The organism is Sinobaca sp. H24 (assembly GCF_023845525.1).
On the sequence record NZ_JALBWT010000021.1, the window covers coordinates 34,430 to 51,503 of the forward strand.

Here is a 17,074-nt window from a genome sequence, read left to right on the forward strand (position 1 = left end):
TCCTTCAAAACTGGATAGCGACATCCGAATGGAAAAAGTTGTTGGATAAGTCCTCGATCGATTAGTATTGTCAGCTCCATGCGTCGCCGCACGTCCACCTCAAACCTATCTACCTTGTCATCTCCAAGGGATCTTACTCACTTGCGTGATGGGAAATCTCATCTCGAGGGGGGCTTCATGCTTAGATGCTTTCAGCACTTATCCCGTCCACACGTAGCTACCCAGCGATGCTCCTGGCGGAACAACTGGTACACCAGCGGTGTGTCCATCCCGGTCCTCTCGTACTAAGGACAGCTCCTCTCAAATTTCCAACGCCCGCGACGGATAGGGACCGAACTGTCTCACGACGTTCTGAACCCAGCTCGCGTACCGCTTTAATGGGCGAACAGCCCAACCCTTGGGACCTACTTCAGCCCCAGGATGCGATGAGCCGACATCGAGGTGCCAAACCTCCCCGTCGATGTGGACTCTTGGGGGAGATAAGCCTGTTATCCCCAGGGTAGCTTTTATCCGTTGAGCGACGGCCCTTCCATACGGGACCGCCGGATCACTAAGCCCGACTTTCGTCTCTGCTCGACTTGTAGGTCTCGCAGTCAAGCTCCCTTTTGCCTTTGCACTCTGCGAATGATTTCCAACCATTCTGAGGGAACCTTTGGGCGCCTCCGTTACTGTTTAGGAGGCGACCGCCCCAGTCAAACTGCCCACCTGACACTGTTCCTGATCCGGATCACGGACCGAGGTTAGAATAGTCGTACAGCCAGGGTAGTATCCCACCAATGCCTCCACCGAACCTAGCGGTCCGGCTTCCAAGGCTCCTACCTATCCTGTACAAGCAGTACAACCATCCAATATCAAGCTACAGTAAAGCTCCATGGGGTCTTTCCGTCCTGTCGCGGGTAACCTGCATCTTCACAGGTAATATAATTTCACCGGGTCTCTCGTTGAGACAGTGCCCAAGTCGTTGCACCTTTCGTGCGGGTCGGAACTTACCCGACAAGGAATTTCGCTACCTTAGGACCGTTATAGTTACGGCCGCCGTTTACTGGGGCTTCAATTCAAAGCTTCTCCCCAAAGGGGATAACCTCTCCTCTTAACCTTCCAGCACCGGGCAGGTGTCAGCCCCTATACTTCGCCTTGCGGCTTCGCAGAGACCTGTGTTTTTGATAAACAGTCGCTTGGGCCTTTTCACTGCGGCTCTCCTGGGCTATTCACCCGAAAGAGCACCCCTTCTCCCGAAGTTACGGGGTCATTTTGCCGAGTTCCTTAACGAGAGTTCTCCCGCGCGTCTTAGAATTCTCATCCCACCCACCTGTGTCGGTTTGCGGTACGGGCACCTTTTTCCTCGCTAGAGGCTTTTCTTGGCAGTGTAGGATCGGGAACTTCGGTACTTAATTTCCCTCGCCATCGCCGCTCAGCCTTGATGAAGAGCGGATTTGCCTGCTCTTCGGCCTAACGGCTTGGACGTGCATATCCAGCAGCACGCTTGCCCTACCTTCCTGCGTCCCCCCATTGCTCAAATGGAAAGGAGGTGGTACAGGAATTTAAACCTGTTTTCCATCGCCTACGCCTTTCGGCCTCGGCTTAGGACCCGACTAACCCTGAGCGGACGAACCTTCCTCAGGAAACCTTGGGTTTTCGACGGAAGGGATTCTCACCCTTCTTTTCGTTACTCATACCGGCATTCTCACTTCCAGGCGCTCCACCAGTCCTCACGGTCTGGCTTTACAGCCCCTGGAACGCTCCCCTACCACGATCCCCCGATGGGGGATCCTCCACAGCTTCGGTACCGCATTTAGCCCCGGTACATTTTCGGCGCAGAGTCACTCGACTAGTGAGCTATTACGCACTCTTTCAATGGTGGCTGCTTCTAAGCCAACATCCTAGTTGTCTAAGCAACTCCACATCCTTTTCCACTTAATGCGGATTTAGGGACCTTAGCTGGTGGTCTGGGCTGTTTCCCTCTCGACTACGGATCTTAGCACTCGCAGTCTGACTCCCGGACAACAAGTCTCTGGCATTCGGAGTTTGACTGAATTCGGTAACCCGGTAAGGGCCCCTCGTCCAATCAGTGCTCTACCTCCAGGACTCTTATCCGAGGCTAGCCCTAAAGCTATTTCGGGGAGAACCAGCTATCTCCGAGTTCGATTGGCATTTCACCGCTACCCACACCTCATCCCCGCAATTTTCAACTTGCGTGGGTTCGGGCCTCCAGTAGGTGTTACCCTACCTTCACCCTGGACATGGGTAGATCACCCGGTTTCGGGTCTACGACCGCATACTAATACGCCGTTGAAGACTCGCTTTCGCTGCGGCTCCGCCTCTTCGGCTTAACCTGGCATACGATCGTAACTCGCCGGTTCATTCTACAAAAGGCACGCCGTCACCCATAAACGGGCTTCGACTACTTGTAGGCACACGGTTTCAGGATCTGTTTCACTCCCCTTCCGGGGTGCTTTTCACCTTTCCCTCACGGTACTGGTTCACTATCGGTCACTAGGGAGTATTTAGCCTTGGGAGATGGTCCTCCCGGATTCCGACGGGATTTCTCGTGTCCCGCCGTACTCAGGATCCACTCCGGAGGATCAGCGATTTCGGCTACCGGGCTGTTACCGTATCCTGCGGGCCTTTCCAGGCCGCTTCGCCTATCGCTGATCTTGATAACTCCGATGGAGTGTCCTACAACCCCAGGATGCAAGCATCCTGGTTTGGGCTGATTCCGTTTCGCTCGCCGCTACTCAGGAAATCGCATTTGCTTTCTCTTCCTCTGGGTACTAAGATGTTTCAGTTCCCCAGGTCTGCCTTTATCTACCCTATGTGTTCAGGTAGAAATACTATCGGATTAACGATAGTGGGTTCCCCCATTCGGACATCCCCGCCTCACAGCTCACTTACAGCTCCGCGGGGCGTATCGCCGTTCGTCGCGTCCTTCATCGGCTCCTAGTGCCAAGGCATCCACCGTGCGCCCTTTCTTACTTAACCGTTTTTCCTTCAAAAAAAACAGCTGGCGCCTGCATATGCAGGGCTTGCTTGGTCTTTTTTGTTTCGTTGTCGCTATCCAGTTTTCAAAGAACCAGGGTTCATCTTGCGAGAGGGTATCCTCTCAAAATGGAATGAAAACAACTGCGCGCACTCCGGACCGGTGGTCCGGGGTCGATCCACGAATCAAGCTCCGTAGAAAGGAGGTGATCCATCCCCACCTTCCGGTAGGGATACCTTGTTACGACTTCACCCCAATCATCTGCCCCACCTTCGGCGGCTGGCTCCCAAAGGGTTACCTCACCGACTTCGGGTGTTGCAAACTCTCGTGGTGTGACGGGCGGTGTGTACAAGGCCCGGGAACGTATTCACCGTGGCATGCTGATCCACGATTACTAGCGATTCCGGCTTCATGCAGGCGAGTTGCAGCCTGCAATCCGAACTGAGAATGGCTTTGCGAGATTGGCTCCACCTCGCGGTTTCGCATCCCTCTGTACCATCCATTGTAGCACGTGTGTAGCCCAGGTCATAAGGGGCATGATGATTTGACGTCGTCCCCACCTTCCTCCGGTTTGTCACCGGCAGTCACCTTAGAGTGCCCAACTGAATGCTGGCAACTAAGATTAAGGGTTGCGCTCGTTGCGGGACTTAACCCAACATCTCACGACACGAGCTGACGACAACCATGCACCACCTGTCATTTTGTCCCCCGAAGGGGAACCTTCTGTCTCCAGAAGTAGCAAAAGATGTCAAGACCTGGTAAGGTTCTTCGCGTTGCGTCGAATTAAACCACATGCTCCACCGCTTGTGCGGGCCCCCGTCAATTCTTTTGAGTTTCAGCCTTGCGGCCGTACTCCCCAGGCGGAGTGCTTAATGCGTTAGCTTCGGCACTAAGGGCATCGAAACCCCTAACACCTAGCACTCATCGTTTACGGCGTGGACTACCAGGGTATCTAATCCTGTTTGCTCCCCACGCTTTCGCGCCTCAGCGTCAATAACAGACCAGAGAGCCGCCTTCGCCACTGGTGTTCCTCCACATATCTACGCATTTCACCGCTACACGTGGAATTCCACTCTCCTCTTCTGCATTCCAGTTCCCAGTTTCCAATGACCCTCCACGGTTGAGCCGTGGGCTTTCACATCAGACTTAAGAACCGCCTGCGCGCGCTTTACGCCCAATAATTCCGGACAACGCTTGCCCCCTACGTATTACCGCGGCTGCTGGCACGTAGTTAGCCGGGGCTTTCTGGTGAGGTACCGTCAGGGGGCGGCCCTGTTAGAACCGCCCTTGTTCTTCCCTCACAACAGAGCTTTACGATCCGAAAACCTTCATCACTCACGCGGCGTTGCACCGTCAGACTTTCGTCCATTGCGGATGATTCCCTACTGCTGCCTCCCGTAGGAGTCTGGGCCGTGTCTCAGTCCCAGTGTGGCCGATCACCCTCTCAGGTCGGCTACGTATCGTCGCCTTGGGGAGCCATTACCTCTCCAACTAGCTAATACGCCGCGGGCCCATCCTCCAGTGCATGGTCCGAAGACCATGCTTTTACAAGCCGATCAGGAGATCGCTTGATTATCGGGTATTAGCTCCGGTTTCCCGGAGTTATCCCCGTCTGAAGGGCAGGTTGCCCACGTGTTACTCACCCGTCCGCCGCTCAATCCCCGGTTTCCCTCCGAAGAGGTCCGCCGGGTTCATGCGCTCGACTTGCATGTATTAGGCACGCCGCCAGCGTTCGTCCTGAGCCAAGATCAAACTCTCCATGAAAGTTGATGCTTAGTTCTTGCTGGTCTTACATTGCGCAGCAGACCTTGTCTGCCGCGACTTCTTGTTCGCGCGTTGTTTTCATTCCATTTTCAAAGGACACTGTTTTTTGCTGCCGTCGTGTTTTGGCGACTTTTATAAGATACCATTTTCAATAATTAATGTCAATGACATTTATAAAATTAATCTGCTGTGTTTCTTTAGAGCAGGAAGCCGTTTGGCGACAATGTGTAATATACCATTATCTAAATTAGATAGTCAATAGTTATTGATAAAATTATTATAGAAAAATGTTTTTTAAGAATCTGCTTCTATTTATCTTCTTTTCGTTTATGAAGCGCATCTTCTATTATCATGTGAGAAGACAGTTTTTGCAAGCACTTTCATATGATATAATCATTATATCCGGGAGGTAATAAAATGGCACTGAAAGCTTCAAATAAAATTAATCGCATTAGAACATTTGCTTTATCGCTCGTTTTTGTAGGTATTTTTATTATGTACATTGGTATCTTTTTCAGAACTTCTCCTATTATAATGACAATCGCTATGATACTGGGTTTTATTTTTGTTATTTCAAGCAGCGTAGTCTACTTTTGGATTGGGATGATTTCTACGAGTACAGTGCAGGTAACCTGCCCCAACTGCAATAAAACGACGAAAATTCTTGGCAGAGTCGACGCATGCATGTACTGTGATGAACCGCTGACTCTTGATAAGACGCTGGAAGGAAAAGAATTCGACTCCGTTTATAATAGAAAACATACAAAAAGCTGACCCGTGACCGGGTCAGCTTTTTACGCATGATTAATGTCTGGATATTGGTGCACAGTCAGGACATTTGCCGTAAATCTCCATACGGTGTGTATTGATCTGAAAGCCTGTAACATGTTCTGCAAGGGATTCCACCTCATCAAGACCGGGATAATGAAAATCCACAATCTTTCCGCAGTCTGAACAGACAACATGATAATGATCAGATGTTACACAGTCAAAACGGCTTGAGGAATCACCATATGATAATTCTCTTACTATACCTACATCCTTAAAAACCCGAAGATTATTATAAACTGTAGCAACACTCATATTTGGGAATTTCCCTTCGAGCGCCTTATATATATCATCTGCCGTCGGATGGCTCATCGAATCATACAAAAATTCCAAAATAGCATGACGCTGCGGGGTCATGCGGACCTTTGTACTCTTTAATGACTGCACCACTTCTTGAAGGCGTTCGCTAGCCATCGTCATGCACCTCACTTTCTTTTATACAACAATTCTTTAATTATAATTCTTATAATTAAATATTATCCGAATAATCTATTGGTTGTCAATCATTGTCCCTTTAAGGTTTTATAAGGCTGCCAGTGCAGAAGCATTATCTGCGTCCACTAAAAAACTGATAAACCTATGCGTCTGTTCCTGTTTTTTACCCTTTTTCTTCTCATAGGCAAGACATATGCTTTTTAGTGATTCAGTAAGCACATCTACTTCATTTTCTTTTATTCCAAATAAAAATGTTGTGCTGCCTTTTCGAAGAAAACTCCCGCTGCTCGAAAGCTTTGTCATCCGGTAGCCCAGCCGTTTCGTACGACTTTCAATCTCATCTACGTAAAAGTCATCCACCACACATATCATTAATTTCATCTGTCAGCCCCCTAATATCCTTTTTTAACGTCTACTACATTAATCATAGATTCCGGGTGACGAAGAAATGCTTTTAGGTTTTGTTCAAAAATATCCATAGCTCTAGGTATATATCCTGAAGAAATACCCGAGATATGCGGAGTAACGGTTACGTTTTCCATTTCCCAGAATGGATGACTTTCTCCAAGCGGTTCTTGATTAAATACATCGAGAACTGCATGATGAATGACTCCCTTTTGAAGAGCATCTATGAGATCTTCTTCCTGAACAGTAGAGCCTCTTCCGATGTTTATAAACACTGCTTCTTCTTTCATCGCTTCGAATACATGCCGATCCATTATATTTTCCGTTTCATCTGTAAGAGGCAGAACATTCACTACATAATCAGCTGAAGAGACCGCTTCTTTGAGCTGGGAAGTGCTGTACATTTTGTCAAAGTGTGAAGCTGCTGTACCTTTTGTATTCACTCCTGTGGTGTGCATGTCAAACCGCTTAACTGCTTTTGCCGTTTCTGTCCCAATAGACCCTGCTCCGAGTATCGTTACGTTGCGGCCTTCCACCTCGACCGGTACAGCACGGCGGCTCCATATTTTCTGCTGTTCCTGTTTATAGTACTGCTTCCCTTGTCTGGCATGCTGCAATATAGCAAAAACAGTATACTCTGCCATAGGCTTGCCATGTATTCCCTTAACGTTAGTTATCTTTATTCCCTTTTGGTCTATCGCTTCAAACGGCATTTTATCCATTCCTGCTGATATAACCATAATCCACTGCAGCCGGGAAGCCGATGTGATGTCTTCAGTCGTCAAGTCTTCTCCATAAGTAAGAATAATATCCGCTTTATAAAGGTGCTCTCTTGCTTCTTCTATTGACTTTGACCAGATGAATACTGCATCCGGGAAAGATTCATTCAAGTGCTCTTTAATAACTGTTTTCATTTTTGTTGTCGAGACGATGACTAATTTATCCTTCATGTCCGGAAGACTCCTTTAACGAGTGCAGCACCTGCTCTGCATGATTTTTCACACGGACATTTCTCCACTCTTTTACCAGAATGCCTTCTTCGTTAATTAAAAAAGTAGAGCGGACAATTCCCATATATTCTTTACCGAATGTTTTCTTTAGCTGCCAGACTCCAAATGCTTCTGCTGCCGTCTTTTCTTCATCAGAAAGTAATGGGAAAGGCAGGCCGTGCTTTTCTATAAATGCTTCATGTTTTTTTAACGGGTCCGGACTGACACCGAGTACCACTGCATTAGCTTTCTCCCATTCCTCGGATAAATCCCTGAAATCGCAGGCTTCGGTTGTGCAGCCCGGAGTCATATCTTTTGGGTAGAAATAAAGCACAATATTTTTTCCTTTGTAGTCTTCCAGTGATATTTCTTTTCCGCTGCTTGCCGGAAGAGTAATGGACGGTACTTTTTCTCCAATATGTAAAGTCATTGACCTTCCTCCTCATTAGTCGTTGTACATAAATTATTACAGCTGTCTCCGCTTTTCGCAACATCAGAAGGATAGATATGGAAAAAATTTCATTTATATATCCTTTTTCCCTTATTATATAGATAAAAAGAGGAAAAATGCGATAAAATAGAAAGCTGAACTATATAATTGCGAATTAAAGCCATTTACTAAAAGGATGAGAAAAATGAATGAACGCATAAAATCAGAATCATTGTTCAATGAAGCAAAAGATATAATTCTAGAGGGGTAAACAGTCCCTCCCGCTCTTTTAAAGGAGTCGGCGGCGGCACACCCGTATTTATGAAAAACGGGAAAGGCGCCTATTTATATGATGAGGATGGGAATAAATACATCGACTATTTAGCAGCTTACGGTCCTATCATTACCGGACATGGCCACCCTGCTATTACACAGGCTATTACAAAGGCTGCTGAAAACGGCACGCTTATTGGCGCACCGACCAGGCTCGAAAACCAGTTTGGCCACCTTCTCCGGGATGCTATTCCTTCCCTGGAAAGAGTACGCTTCGTCAATTCCGGCACTGAAGCAGTCATGACCACTATTCGTGTAGCCCGTGCTTATACCGGCAAAAATAAAATTATAAAGTTCGAAGGCTGCTATCACGGACACTCCGATTTAGTTCTAGTAGCTGCCGGCTCAGGACCATCCACTCTCGGCTCGCCTGATTCTGCCGGGTAACGAGAAATATAGCAGAAGAAGTAATCACCGTACCTTTCAATGACCTCGACGGCCTGAAAGCCGCATTGGATAAATGGGGAAATGACATTGCTGCTGTTATGGTGGAACCTATCGTGGGTAATTTCGGCATGGTTATGCCGGAGCCTGGTTTTCTTGAAGGTGTAAATGAATTAACCCATCAGGCCGATGCTCTCGTTATTTATGATGAAGTCATTACAGCGTTCCGCTTTACGTACGGCGGTGCCCAAAATCTTCTGGGTGTTACTCCCGATATGACAGCACTCGGTAAAATCATCGGCGGCGGCCTGCCTATTGGAGCTTACGGCGGCAGACAGGATATTATGGAAGAAGTAGCACCGATGGGGCCTGCTTATCAGGCAGGAACGATGTCCGGGAACCCTGCATCGATGAGTTCAGGTATTGCCTGTCTTGAGCTTCTTCAGCAGCCCGGCCTTTACGAAAACCTTGACCGCCTTGGGGAAAAACTCGAAAAAGGACTTCAGAAGGCTGTAGATGATTACAGTATTCCAGCTTCTATTAATCGAATTAAAGGAGCTCTTACGCTTTATTTCACCCCGGATAAAGTGAAAAATTATCAAGACGCCAAACAGGGCAGCGATGTATTATTTTCCGCCTTCTTTAAAGGGATGCTTGATAAAGGCATTCACCTGGCCCCATCTAAATACGAAGCATGGTTTCTAACAATCTCCCACACGGAGAAAGATATTGATGATACGGTAAAAGCAGCAAGAGAAGTTCTTGCTTCCCTAGCTACTTGATGAAGCCGGTATTATTGTGTATAGTATCGAATGGCTGAAAAATATGCCATCAACTACAGTTTTATAAAGAAAGGAATTATTCATTCCCATGAAATTAGGGGCACGTATATTTAAAACCGGGCTCGCCATCGTTATCGCTATTTACATTTCCACCTGGGCCGGCCTTGAACCTGCTTTTTTTGCTGCTATCTCGGCCACCTTTGCCATTCAGCCTTCTGTTTTCCGGTCCTACCAGACTATTCTTGAACAGATTCAAGCCAATATTATTGGTGCAGGCCTCGCCATTGTATTTGCATTAACGTTCGGATTTGAACCGGTCATTATTGGCGTCACGGTAATGGTAACCATCGCCATTATTTTAAAAATAAAGCTTGATGCTTCTTCTATTCCGATAGCATTAGTTACCGTTATTATCATTATGGGAAACCCTGCTTCACAGACTAACTTCCTTATTTTTGCCGGTGAACGGTTCCTCCTTATATTGCTAGGGGTTCTCTCGGCTTTTATTGTAAATTTAATTTTTCTCCCGCCTAAGTACGAAACGAAGCTTTACCATAAAATATCAGACCACACGGTGGACGTTATTCGCTGGATTCGTTTGAAAACAAGATTTGAGACGAATCACTATTCTTTAAAAAAGGATCTGCCGGTTCTAAACGAGGCGTCTTTAAAAATAGATAACTTATTTGCTCTCTATAAAGAAGAACGGACATACTTTTTAAAAAGCAAATGGAGTAAGGCGCGCAAAATTGTTTTATTTAAAGAAATGATTTCCGCTCACAGAAAAGCCCTCTCTATCTTAAAAACGCTCGATAAGCATGAGCACCAGCTCCAGGGAATGCCTGAGGACATGCAGATGTTTATTCAAAGACAGCTTGATCATTTAACAGAGTACCATGACCGTATTCTTATGCGGTACGTCGGCAAAGTAAACGTGCAGCTGACCGATCGCATGGAAGAAGAAGTCGAATCAGGGGAAAACCGCCTGACCGATTCGTTCATGGATTTGTATGACAAGCAGTATGTCACCCGGGACGAATGGCTTCATCTTCTCCCCGTGGTCTCCCACATTGTAGAGTACAACGAGCAGCTCGATCATTTAGCTACTCTTGTAGAAAGTTTCTTTAACTATCACCAAAAAGAAAATATCGTCACAATCAAAGATCCGGAAGAATAGCAAAAAGCACGCCTCTATGGGGCGTGCTTTTTACGTATGCTGTACATTATATAGTTTGTGATACGCACCCTGTGCATTCATCAGCTCTACATGCGAGCCGCTTTCCCTTACTTTACCGTTTTCAATGACGACAATTCGGTCAGCATGGGTAATCGTGGAGAGACGATGCGCTACAATAAATGTTGTTCTGTCTTTAGATAAAAGGCCCATTGCCTCCTGGATAAGGTGTTCGCTTTCCAGATCGAGTGCTGATGTAGCTTCATCAAATATCAGCATAGGAGGATCTTTAAGAAAAACACGCGCAATCGCCACTCTCTGCTTTTGACCGCCAGAGAGCTTAACGCCGCGTTCTCCTACCGGTGTATCATATCCCTGCGGAAGATTCATAATGAATTCATGGGCATTTGCCGCTTTAGCTGCGGCTATCACTTCTTCATCTCCCGCATCAGGATTTCCCATAAGAATATTTAATTTAACCGAGTCGCTGAATAAAATATTATCCTGCAGTACGATTCCTATTTTATCGCGGAGAGAATGTATCGTATAATCACGGATATCGGTTCCGTCCAGCTTAATCGAACCGCTCGTCACGTCATAAAACCTTGGCAGCAGGCTCACAAGCGTACTTTTACCGCCTCCGCTCATCCCGACAAGTGCTACGGTTTCTCCCATTTTCACCTGCAGGTTAATATCTTTTAATACTTCTTCCCCGCCTTCTTCATACGCGAATGTTACATGATCAAACTGAATTTTTCCATCTGTTCTATAGAGAATCTCAGCGTCTTTTTTATCTTTTATATCGTATTTTTCATCTACAAATTCAAAAACTCTATCCATAGAGGCGATAGACTGTGTGATCGTTGTTGATGAATTCACCAGCCGGCAGCGGACCATAAAGTCTTTCAATATAAGCGATAAACGCTACCATTTCTCCTACCTGCAGCCCTCCATTTATAACAAGGTAACCGGCTGCCAGTATAACCACCAGCGGAGCAATATCCGTAATTGTATTCACTACGGCAAACGTTTTTGCATTCCATTTGGAATGATCTATTGCTTTATCAAGGAAATTTGTGTTCCGTCTATTAAACTGGCCCTGCTCATAATCTTCAAGTCCAAAGCTGCGAATTACATTCATCCCCTGGACCCGTTCATGAAGATGCCCCTGCACGTCTGCGAGAGCCTGGGACCTGACTCTGGTTAAATGACGGAGCCGGGAATAAAAGTATTTGATGGAAAGAGCATATAGAGGAAATAGTGATACAGCTACCAGCGTCAGCCAGCCGTTCATCGTCAGCATAATGATGATAACAATAATAATCGTCACCAGATCAAGCCATACGTTCATTAATCCAGTAATAACAAAGTTTTTTGTCTGCTCTACATCATTAATAACCCTGGAAATCACTTCGCCTGCTTTTCGGTTTGAATAAAAGCGCAGGCTCAGCTTTTGAATGTGTGCAAACAGCTGATCTCTTATATCATAGAGAACCTTACTGCCGGTCCATTGGGCAAAGTACTGTCGGTAATACTCCACGGGAGGGCGTATGATCAAAAATACGACGATTGCACCGCCGAGAAGCCATAAAAGCGTACTTGTCTTTTCTGCATTACTTATGCCATCTGCCAAAATCAAATCGTCAATTACGTAAGCCATAATAAGAGGAGTTAAAAGAGGAATCCCAAATTTAAGCACTCCAATTAAAATAGTAAATACAATAATCCATTTATATGGTTTAACAAAGGTTAAGTAACGTCGGATACTCCCTTTGACTTTTTGCTTTTTTGGTTGGTTCCGTTTGTCCGTTCCGTATTTCATCGAAAGAATAGATACCTTTCATACCACTGCTCCACAAACTGCGGGGCAAACGGTCCCTTTCCCTGATAAATCCAGGATTGCAGCTCTCTTACCCCATTCCAGACTTTTTCATCTACCATAGGGGATAGTTCATTATTTTGCTGTGCTCTTTATACTCTTCTTCATCGAGTAAATTGTATGTCATATCCGGCAGTACTTTAATATCGAGATCGTAATCAATATACTTTAATGCCTCTTCATCCCAAACGAAGGGCGTACCGACATTGCAGTAATAATGAATACCGTCCGAGCGGATCATTCCAATGACGTTAAACCACTTTTCCCAGTGGAAGTAACAGATGGCAGGTTCTCTTGTCCGCCAGACTCTGCCGTCTGACTCATGCACGAGAATTCGATCGTTGCCGCCGATTATTTCTTTAGAGGTGCCTTTTAAAATAAGAGTTTCTTCCCAAACACGGTGAAGGGTACCATTATGCTTGTAGCTTTGTATTTCGATTGTCTTTCCGGTTGCGGGGAATTCCATGCATTTCTCCTTCCTGTAGCCTCCATAATTATATTTGCCCTTTGTTTATTGTTGGTCGAAGGACTTTATGTGAGAAGCGATATACCTCCATCAACAATAATAGTCTGTCCACGGATCATTGAGGCCTGCGGTGAAAGCAGAAACATAACTCCGTTTGCAAGATCTTCTTTATCAACCATTCGTCCGGCAGGTGTCCTTTTCTTTGCGTCTTCAAGCATTTCCTCCTGATTCGGGAAATGATTTAATGCGTCTGTATCGACTACGCCGCCGGATACAGCATTGACTACAATGTTTTTAGGAGCAAGTTCAACAGCCAGATAACGGGTAAGCGACTCGACCGCCGCTTTGGATACACCGACCGCTGTATAGTTATCAAGCACTCTCTGCGCTCCGAGTGAACTCAGGCTGACGATAGAGCCGCCGTCCTTTTTTTCCATCAGCTTTGCTGCCTCCTGGCCGCAGAACAAAAGTGCTTTGCTGTTAATACCCATTGTCCAGTCCCAGTGGTTTTCTTCGAGCTCCATGAGTGGTTTTAATACACCGGAAGCTGCATTATTCACAAATACGTCGAGTCTTCCGAAATGCTCGTCAATTTCTGCAAATAATTCTTTTATCTTTTCTACTTTCCCGACATTTGCCTTAACAACCAGAACTTCTGCTCCTTTTGCACGAAGCTCCTCTGCCGTTTCCTCAGCGGCTTTTTTGCTGCGGGCATAGTTAATAACGATATTATATTCCTGATCTGCCAGCTTGTGGGCAATATGCTTCCCTATTCCCCTGCTGCTTCCTGTTACGAGCGCTACCTTACGACTGTTCATTTTTTCTCCTCCATTTTACAATAACACTTTATCCTTACACAGTATAACGTATTTCCTCTTCTAGCAAAAACACCGTCTTTTCGCTTTCTTATTTTTATTATTTTCTTTATACTAAATGAAGCATGTAAAAGGAGGAACGCAGTTATGATACGACCGGCTGAACGAACAAAATCACTTGGCGCCAGTGTATTTACTGAAATGGCCCGTCATAAAAGAGAAAGCCGTTTCTAAAGGAATCGATATGATTGATTTAAGTGTAGGAAGCCCGGACCTGCCTCCACCGGCTGACGTCCGCTCTATATTAGCTGAAGAGGTGGAGAAGGAACATAATTACGGATATGCGCTTCAGGGGCTGAGTGCATTTAATGATGCCGCCTCAAGCTATTGCAGGGATCGTTTTGATGTATCCATTCACGCCCATGAAGTGCTGCAGCTGCTCGGGTCCCAGGATGGCCTATCGCATCTGGCGCTGGCGTATTTAAATCCCGAAGATTATATTATCGTTCCTGATCCTGGTTATCCAATCTATTCTGCCTGTGCGGATCTTGCCGGAGCCTATACGTACTCCGTGCCGCTTAATGAAGAAAACCAGTTTATGCCAGATATAAACACAGTGCCGGATTCTATTCTGGAGCGTACCAAAATTCTTATAATGAATTATCCGGGAAATCCCGCCTCCGCCCGGGCCACAAAGGAGTATTTCGAAAAAGTTATTCAACTGGCGCTGAAGCATTCCATACTTATCGTTCATGATTTTGCCTATGCCGAGCTCGATTTCACTGAAAATAAACCGCTCAGTATTTTTCACGTAGATCAGGCAAAAGAAACAGCGATTGAATTTCACTCTCTTTCGAAAAGCTTTAATATGGCCGGGGCCCGTATTGGCTTTGTTACTGGAAAGAAAGAACTGCTTGAGCCGCTTGCAAATATTAAATCCAATATAGATTACGGTGTCTTCCATCCTATCCAAAAAGCAGCTATCCATGCGCTGCTTTATGAACAGCCGTTTTTGCATTCGCAGAAACAAACGTTCAAGAACCGTCGTGATGTATTCTGCGGCGCACTTCATGAGCTGGGATGGAACGTGACCGTCCCGGATGGCGGGATGTTCGTATGGGCAAAGCTTCCATCCTCGTTCACCTCCATGGCGTTTGCACTGAAGGCTTTGGAAGCCGGGGTCGTTGTAACGCCGGGCCATGCTTTCGGCAAAGCAGGAGAAGGTTACGTACGGATTGCTTTAGTTCAGGAAGAAAATCGGCTTAAAGAAGCAGCGGAACGCCTTGCTTCTATTATTTTGTAGTGTACTTTTCGTCTTCGATGGGTAAAGAAGGAATAAAGCGCTTTATTTTAAAGGAGAGAGACGAATGCAGAAGAAACGTTACTACGTGGAAATCGAACAGTCGGGAATGGGGATTTCTGAAGTACAAACCGGCGAAAATACTATACAATATGCTGTTGATGTCACACCGGAGGAAAAAGAAAAACTTGAAAAGCAGATTGATGAGATTAAACATGAAAACGCCTCGGGCGGAGAAATTGTTGCCAGAGCAGTAGATGAAAGAAATGCAGATGCAGCCAAAGACAAAATGCAGGAAAAAATGGACAGCCTATATATTATGATATTCGAATTCGGCACACCGGAAACGAAAGATTTTATTCATGAGATTCGAAGCGACCTCGTATAAGTCGAACCATCATAACGGCTTTCTCTTCCCTCCTGAAAAATAGCTATATCAAAAAACGGCTCCCGCTGTCAGCGGAGCCGTTTTACGTTCTTAAAATACTACCTTTCATTACCAGGCTGATATGCTGCCGTCGGTTCTTGATTCTGTTCCGGCAGCGTACACCCCGGAGTCCTTGTCCTTCCAGATAATCTGGCCGCGGCCGAAACTGCCCGAATGATGAGCCGTCTCCATTTGATGCCCTCTTGCTGCAAGCTGTTGAATGGTAGAGGAAGGAAATGCATGCTCAATACTTACCTTTTTTCCGTTCAGCCACTGCCATCTCGGAGCATCAAGCGCTGCCTGCGGATTCATGCCGAAATCTATCGTGTTCATCACTACCTGCATATGGCCCTGCGGCTGCATAAATCCTCCCATCACTCCGAATGGACCGACCGCCTCTTTCCCTTTCGTAAGAAAACCGGGTATGATCGTATGGAACGTTTTTTTACCGCCTTCCAGTGCGTTGTCGTGATCAGGATCCATAGAGAAATTATGTCCCCTATTCTGCAGAGAAATCCCTGTATCCGGCACAACCGTGCCCGATCCAAATCCCATGTAATTACTTTGAATGAACGATACCATATTGCCCTCATTATCAGCGGCTGCCAGATAAACAGTTCCTCCCTTTGGAGGGGTACCGGCCTGAGGATCCACTGCTTTTTCACCAATTAAACTGGTTCGCATCTTTATATATTCTTCAGATAGAAGAGCAGCGGTGCTTTGTTTCATTTTAGAATCATCAGTAATGTACTGAAGCCCGTCGGCAAATGCCAGCTTTAATGCTTCTATTTGTTTATGCAGCGTTTCTTCATTGTCTCTTTCTTTTAACGAATGGCTTTCGATCATTTTTAAGGCCTGGAGTGCGACAAGTCCCTGTCCATTTGGGGGAATTTCCCACACATCGTATCCTTTATAAGAGACATGAATTGGATCCACCCACTCCGCCCGGAAAGAGGCAAGGTCTTCTTTTGAAAGAAAGCCGTTATGAGCAGCGGAGAAATCCGCGATTTCTTCTGCGATACTTCCTTCATAAAACGAACGGTCTCCTTCTTCAGCCAGTTGTTTCAACGTTCTTGCATGGCCCCGTGACTTCCACATTTCTCCTGCTTGAGGAGCTTTCCCTCCCGGCATAAACACACGGAACCATTCTTCGAACTCTTTACCTTTCAGCTTTTTTTCAAAAGCGGCTGCTCCCTTTTCCCAGAACTCAGCTAGAACCGGCGACAACGGATACCCATTTTCGGCGTAGTCAATAGCCGGCTGCAGCAGCTCGGAAAACGGCAGTTTCCCAAATCGTCGGGAAAGCTCACCCCAGGCAGAGGGAGCGCCGGGTACTGTCACAGGAATCAAACCATGTACAGGAATTTCTGACAATCCTCTTTTTTTCAGGGCATCGATTGATAAAGAAGCAGGTGCCGGCCCGCTTGCATTCAAGCCGTGCAGTTTGTCTTTTATCCACACCAGGGCAAAGGCATCCCCGCCGATTCCATTTGAAGTCGGCTCCACAACAGTAAGACATGCTGCTGTTGCGATAGCTGCATCAACTGCGTTTCCGCCTTTTTTTAATATATCCAGTCCAGCCTGGGAGGCAAGCGGCTGGGAAGTGGCTACGACACCGTTTTTAGCATAAATAGTAGAACGTTTGGACGCATACGGATTATAGTTTGAATCAAATGTAAGCATAAT

The 17,074-nt window shown here is 46.3% G+C and carries 10 protein-coding genes, 2 rRNA genes and 3 pseudogenes; 5 read left to right on the forward strand and 10 right to left on the reverse strand.

What is annotated here, in order from left to right; all coding sequences use genetic code 11:
* Positions 1-41 precede the first annotated feature (41 nt).
* Both MMY81_RS21710 and MMY81_RS21715 read right to left on the reverse strand, forming a co-directional pair.
* Positions 42-2,979: ribosomal RNA gene (locus MMY81_RS21710) — 23S ribosomal RNA — on the reverse strand.
* Positions 2,980-3,175: 196 nt separating this feature from the next.
* Positions 3,176-4,741, reverse strand: a 16S ribosomal RNA gene (locus tag MMY81_RS21715).
* Together the 16S and 23S rRNA genes form the textbook arrangement of a ribosomal RNA operon.
* 417 nt (positions 4,742-5,158) lie before the next feature.
* Here MMY81_RS21715 and MMY81_RS21720 point away from each other — a divergent pair.
* Positions 5,159-5,515 carry a YgzB family protein gene (locus tag MMY81_RS21720; protein WP_252314495.1) on the forward strand — a complete coding sequence of 119 codons (357 nt, stop codon included), beginning with the start codon at positions 5,159-5,161 and terminating at the stop codon, positions 5,513-5,515.
* 30 nt (positions 5,516-5,545) lie between these two features.
* On the opposite strand, the gene perR is transcribed toward MMY81_RS21720, so the two are convergent.
* The 4 genes from perR to bcp form a co-directional block, all read right to left on the reverse strand.
* On the reverse strand, positions 5,546-5,983 hold the full coding sequence (gene perR, locus MMY81_RS21725; protein WP_252314496.1) for a peroxide-responsive transcriptional repressor PerR: 438 nt from the start codon (positions 5,981-5,983) through the stop codon (positions 5,546-5,548).
* Positions 5,984-6,091: 108 nt separating this feature from the next.
* Positions 6,092-6,385 carry a cyclic-di-AMP receptor gene (locus MMY81_RS21730; protein ID WP_252314497.1) on the reverse strand — a complete coding sequence of 98 codons (294 nt, stop codon included), beginning with the start codon at positions 6,383-6,385 and terminating at the stop codon, positions 6,092-6,094.
* Between the two features lie 11 nt (positions 6,386-6,396).
* Positions 6,397-7,359, reverse strand: a complete 963-nt coding sequence (locus tag MMY81_RS21735; RefSeq protein ID WP_252314498.1) for a D-2-hydroxyacid dehydrogenase — start codon at positions 7,357-7,359, stop codon at positions 6,397-6,399.
* A complete protein-coding gene (gene bcp / locus MMY81_RS21740) occupies positions 7,349-7,828 on the reverse strand; it encodes a thioredoxin-dependent thiol peroxidase (RefSeq protein ID WP_252314499.1) in 480 nt (159 codons plus the stop codon). The genes MMY81_RS21735 and bcp overlap by 11 nt, the downstream gene beginning before the upstream one ends.
* A 205-nt stretch (positions 7,829-8,033) precedes the next feature.
* On the opposite strand from bcp, the pseudogene MMY81_RS21745 reads away from it, so the two are divergent.
* Both MMY81_RS21745 and MMY81_RS21750 read left to right on the forward strand, forming a co-directional pair.
* Positions 8,034-9,327 (forward strand): annotated as a pseudogene (locus tag MMY81_RS21745) (glutamate-1-semialdehyde 2,1-aminomutase).
* Positions 9,328-9,415: 88 nt separating this feature from the next.
* Positions 9,416-10,504 (forward strand): FUSC family protein, encoded by a 1,089-nt coding sequence (locus tag MMY81_RS21750; protein ID WP_252314500.1) that lies wholly within the window; start codon positions 9,416-9,418, stop codon positions 10,502-10,504.
* Positions 10,505-10,534: 30 nt separating this feature from the next.
* Here MMY81_RS21750 and MMY81_RS21755 read toward each other — a convergent pair.
* From MMY81_RS21755 to fabL, 3 genes and pseudogenes are all read right to left on the reverse strand, one after another.
* Positions 10,535-12,323 (reverse strand): annotated as a pseudogene (locus MMY81_RS21755) (ABC transporter ATP-binding protein).
* Positions 12,320-12,846 (reverse strand): annotated as a pseudogene (gene ntdP / locus MMY81_RS21760) (nucleoside tri-diphosphate phosphatase). The pseudogenes MMY81_RS21755 and ntdP overlap by 4 nt, the downstream one beginning before the upstream one ends.
* A gap of 65 nt (positions 12,847-12,911) precedes the next feature.
* Positions 12,912-13,664, reverse strand: coding sequence for an enoyl-[acyl-carrier-protein] reductase FabL (gene fabL / locus MMY81_RS21765; RefSeq protein WP_252314501.1), 753 nt, complete (start codon positions 13,662-13,664; stop codon positions 12,912-12,914).
* A 184-nt stretch (positions 13,665-13,848) separates the two neighbouring features.
* On the opposite strand from fabL, the gene MMY81_RS21770 reads away from it, so the two are divergent.
* Together MMY81_RS21770 and MMY81_RS21775 are read left to right on the forward strand one after the other, a co-directional pair.
* Complete coding sequence (locus tag MMY81_RS21770; RefSeq protein WP_252314502.1) at positions 13,849-14,964, forward strand: aminotransferase class I/II-fold pyridoxal phosphate-dependent enzyme; 1,116 nt, start codon at positions 13,849-13,851, stop codon at positions 14,962-14,964.
* A 64-nt stretch (positions 14,965-15,028) separates the two neighbouring features.
* Positions 15,029-15,349, forward strand: coding sequence for a hypothetical protein (locus MMY81_RS21775; RefSeq protein WP_252314503.1), 321 nt, complete (start codon positions 15,029-15,031; stop codon positions 15,347-15,349).
* 108 nt (positions 15,350-15,457) lie between these two features.
* On the opposite strand, the gene MMY81_RS21780 is transcribed toward MMY81_RS21775, so the two are convergent.
* Positions 15,458-17,071 carry a gamma-glutamyltransferase family protein gene (locus MMY81_RS21780; protein WP_252314504.1) on the reverse strand — a complete coding sequence of 538 codons (1,614 nt, stop codon included), beginning with the start codon at positions 17,069-17,071 and terminating at the stop codon, positions 15,458-15,460.
* Between the last annotated feature and the right edge of the window lie 3 nt (positions 17,072-17,074).

What these genes read in the sequence shown, in the direction of transcription:
- MMY81_RS21720 (WP_252314495.1), top strand. Translation starts at nt 5,159, where the DNA reads ATGGCACTGAAAGCTTCAAATAAAATTAATCGCATTAGAACATTTGCT.
- perR (WP_252314496.1), bottom strand. Translation starts at nt 5,983, where the DNA reads ATGGCTAGCGAACGCCTTCAAGAAGTGGTGCAGTCATTAAAGAGTACA.
- MMY81_RS21730 (WP_252314497.1), bottom strand. Translation starts at nt 6,385, where the DNA reads ATGAAATTAATGATATGTGTGGTGGATGACTTTTACGTAGATGAGATT.
- MMY81_RS21735 (WP_252314498.1), bottom strand. Translation starts at nt 7,359, where the DNA reads ATGAAGGATAAATTAGTCATCGTCTCGACAACAAAAATGAAAACAGTT.
- bcp (WP_252314499.1), bottom strand. Translation starts at nt 7,828, where the DNA reads ATGACTTTACATATTGGAGAAAAAGTACCGTCCATTACTCTTCCGGCA.
- MMY81_RS21750 (WP_252314500.1), top strand. Translation starts at nt 9,416, where the DNA reads ATGAAATTAGGGGCACGTATATTTAAAACCGGGCTCGCCATCGTTATC.
- fabL (WP_252314501.1), bottom strand. Translation starts at nt 13,664, where the DNA reads ATGAACAGTCGTAAGGTAGCGCTCGTAACAGGAAGCAGCAGGGGAATA.
- MMY81_RS21775 (WP_252314503.1), top strand. Translation starts at nt 15,029, where the DNA reads ATGCAGAAGAAACGTTACTACGTGGAAATCGAACAGTCGGGAATGGGG.
- MMY81_RS21780 (WP_252314504.1), bottom strand. Translation starts at nt 17,071, where the DNA reads ATGCTTACATTTGATTCAAACTATAATCCGTATGCGTCCAAACGTTCT.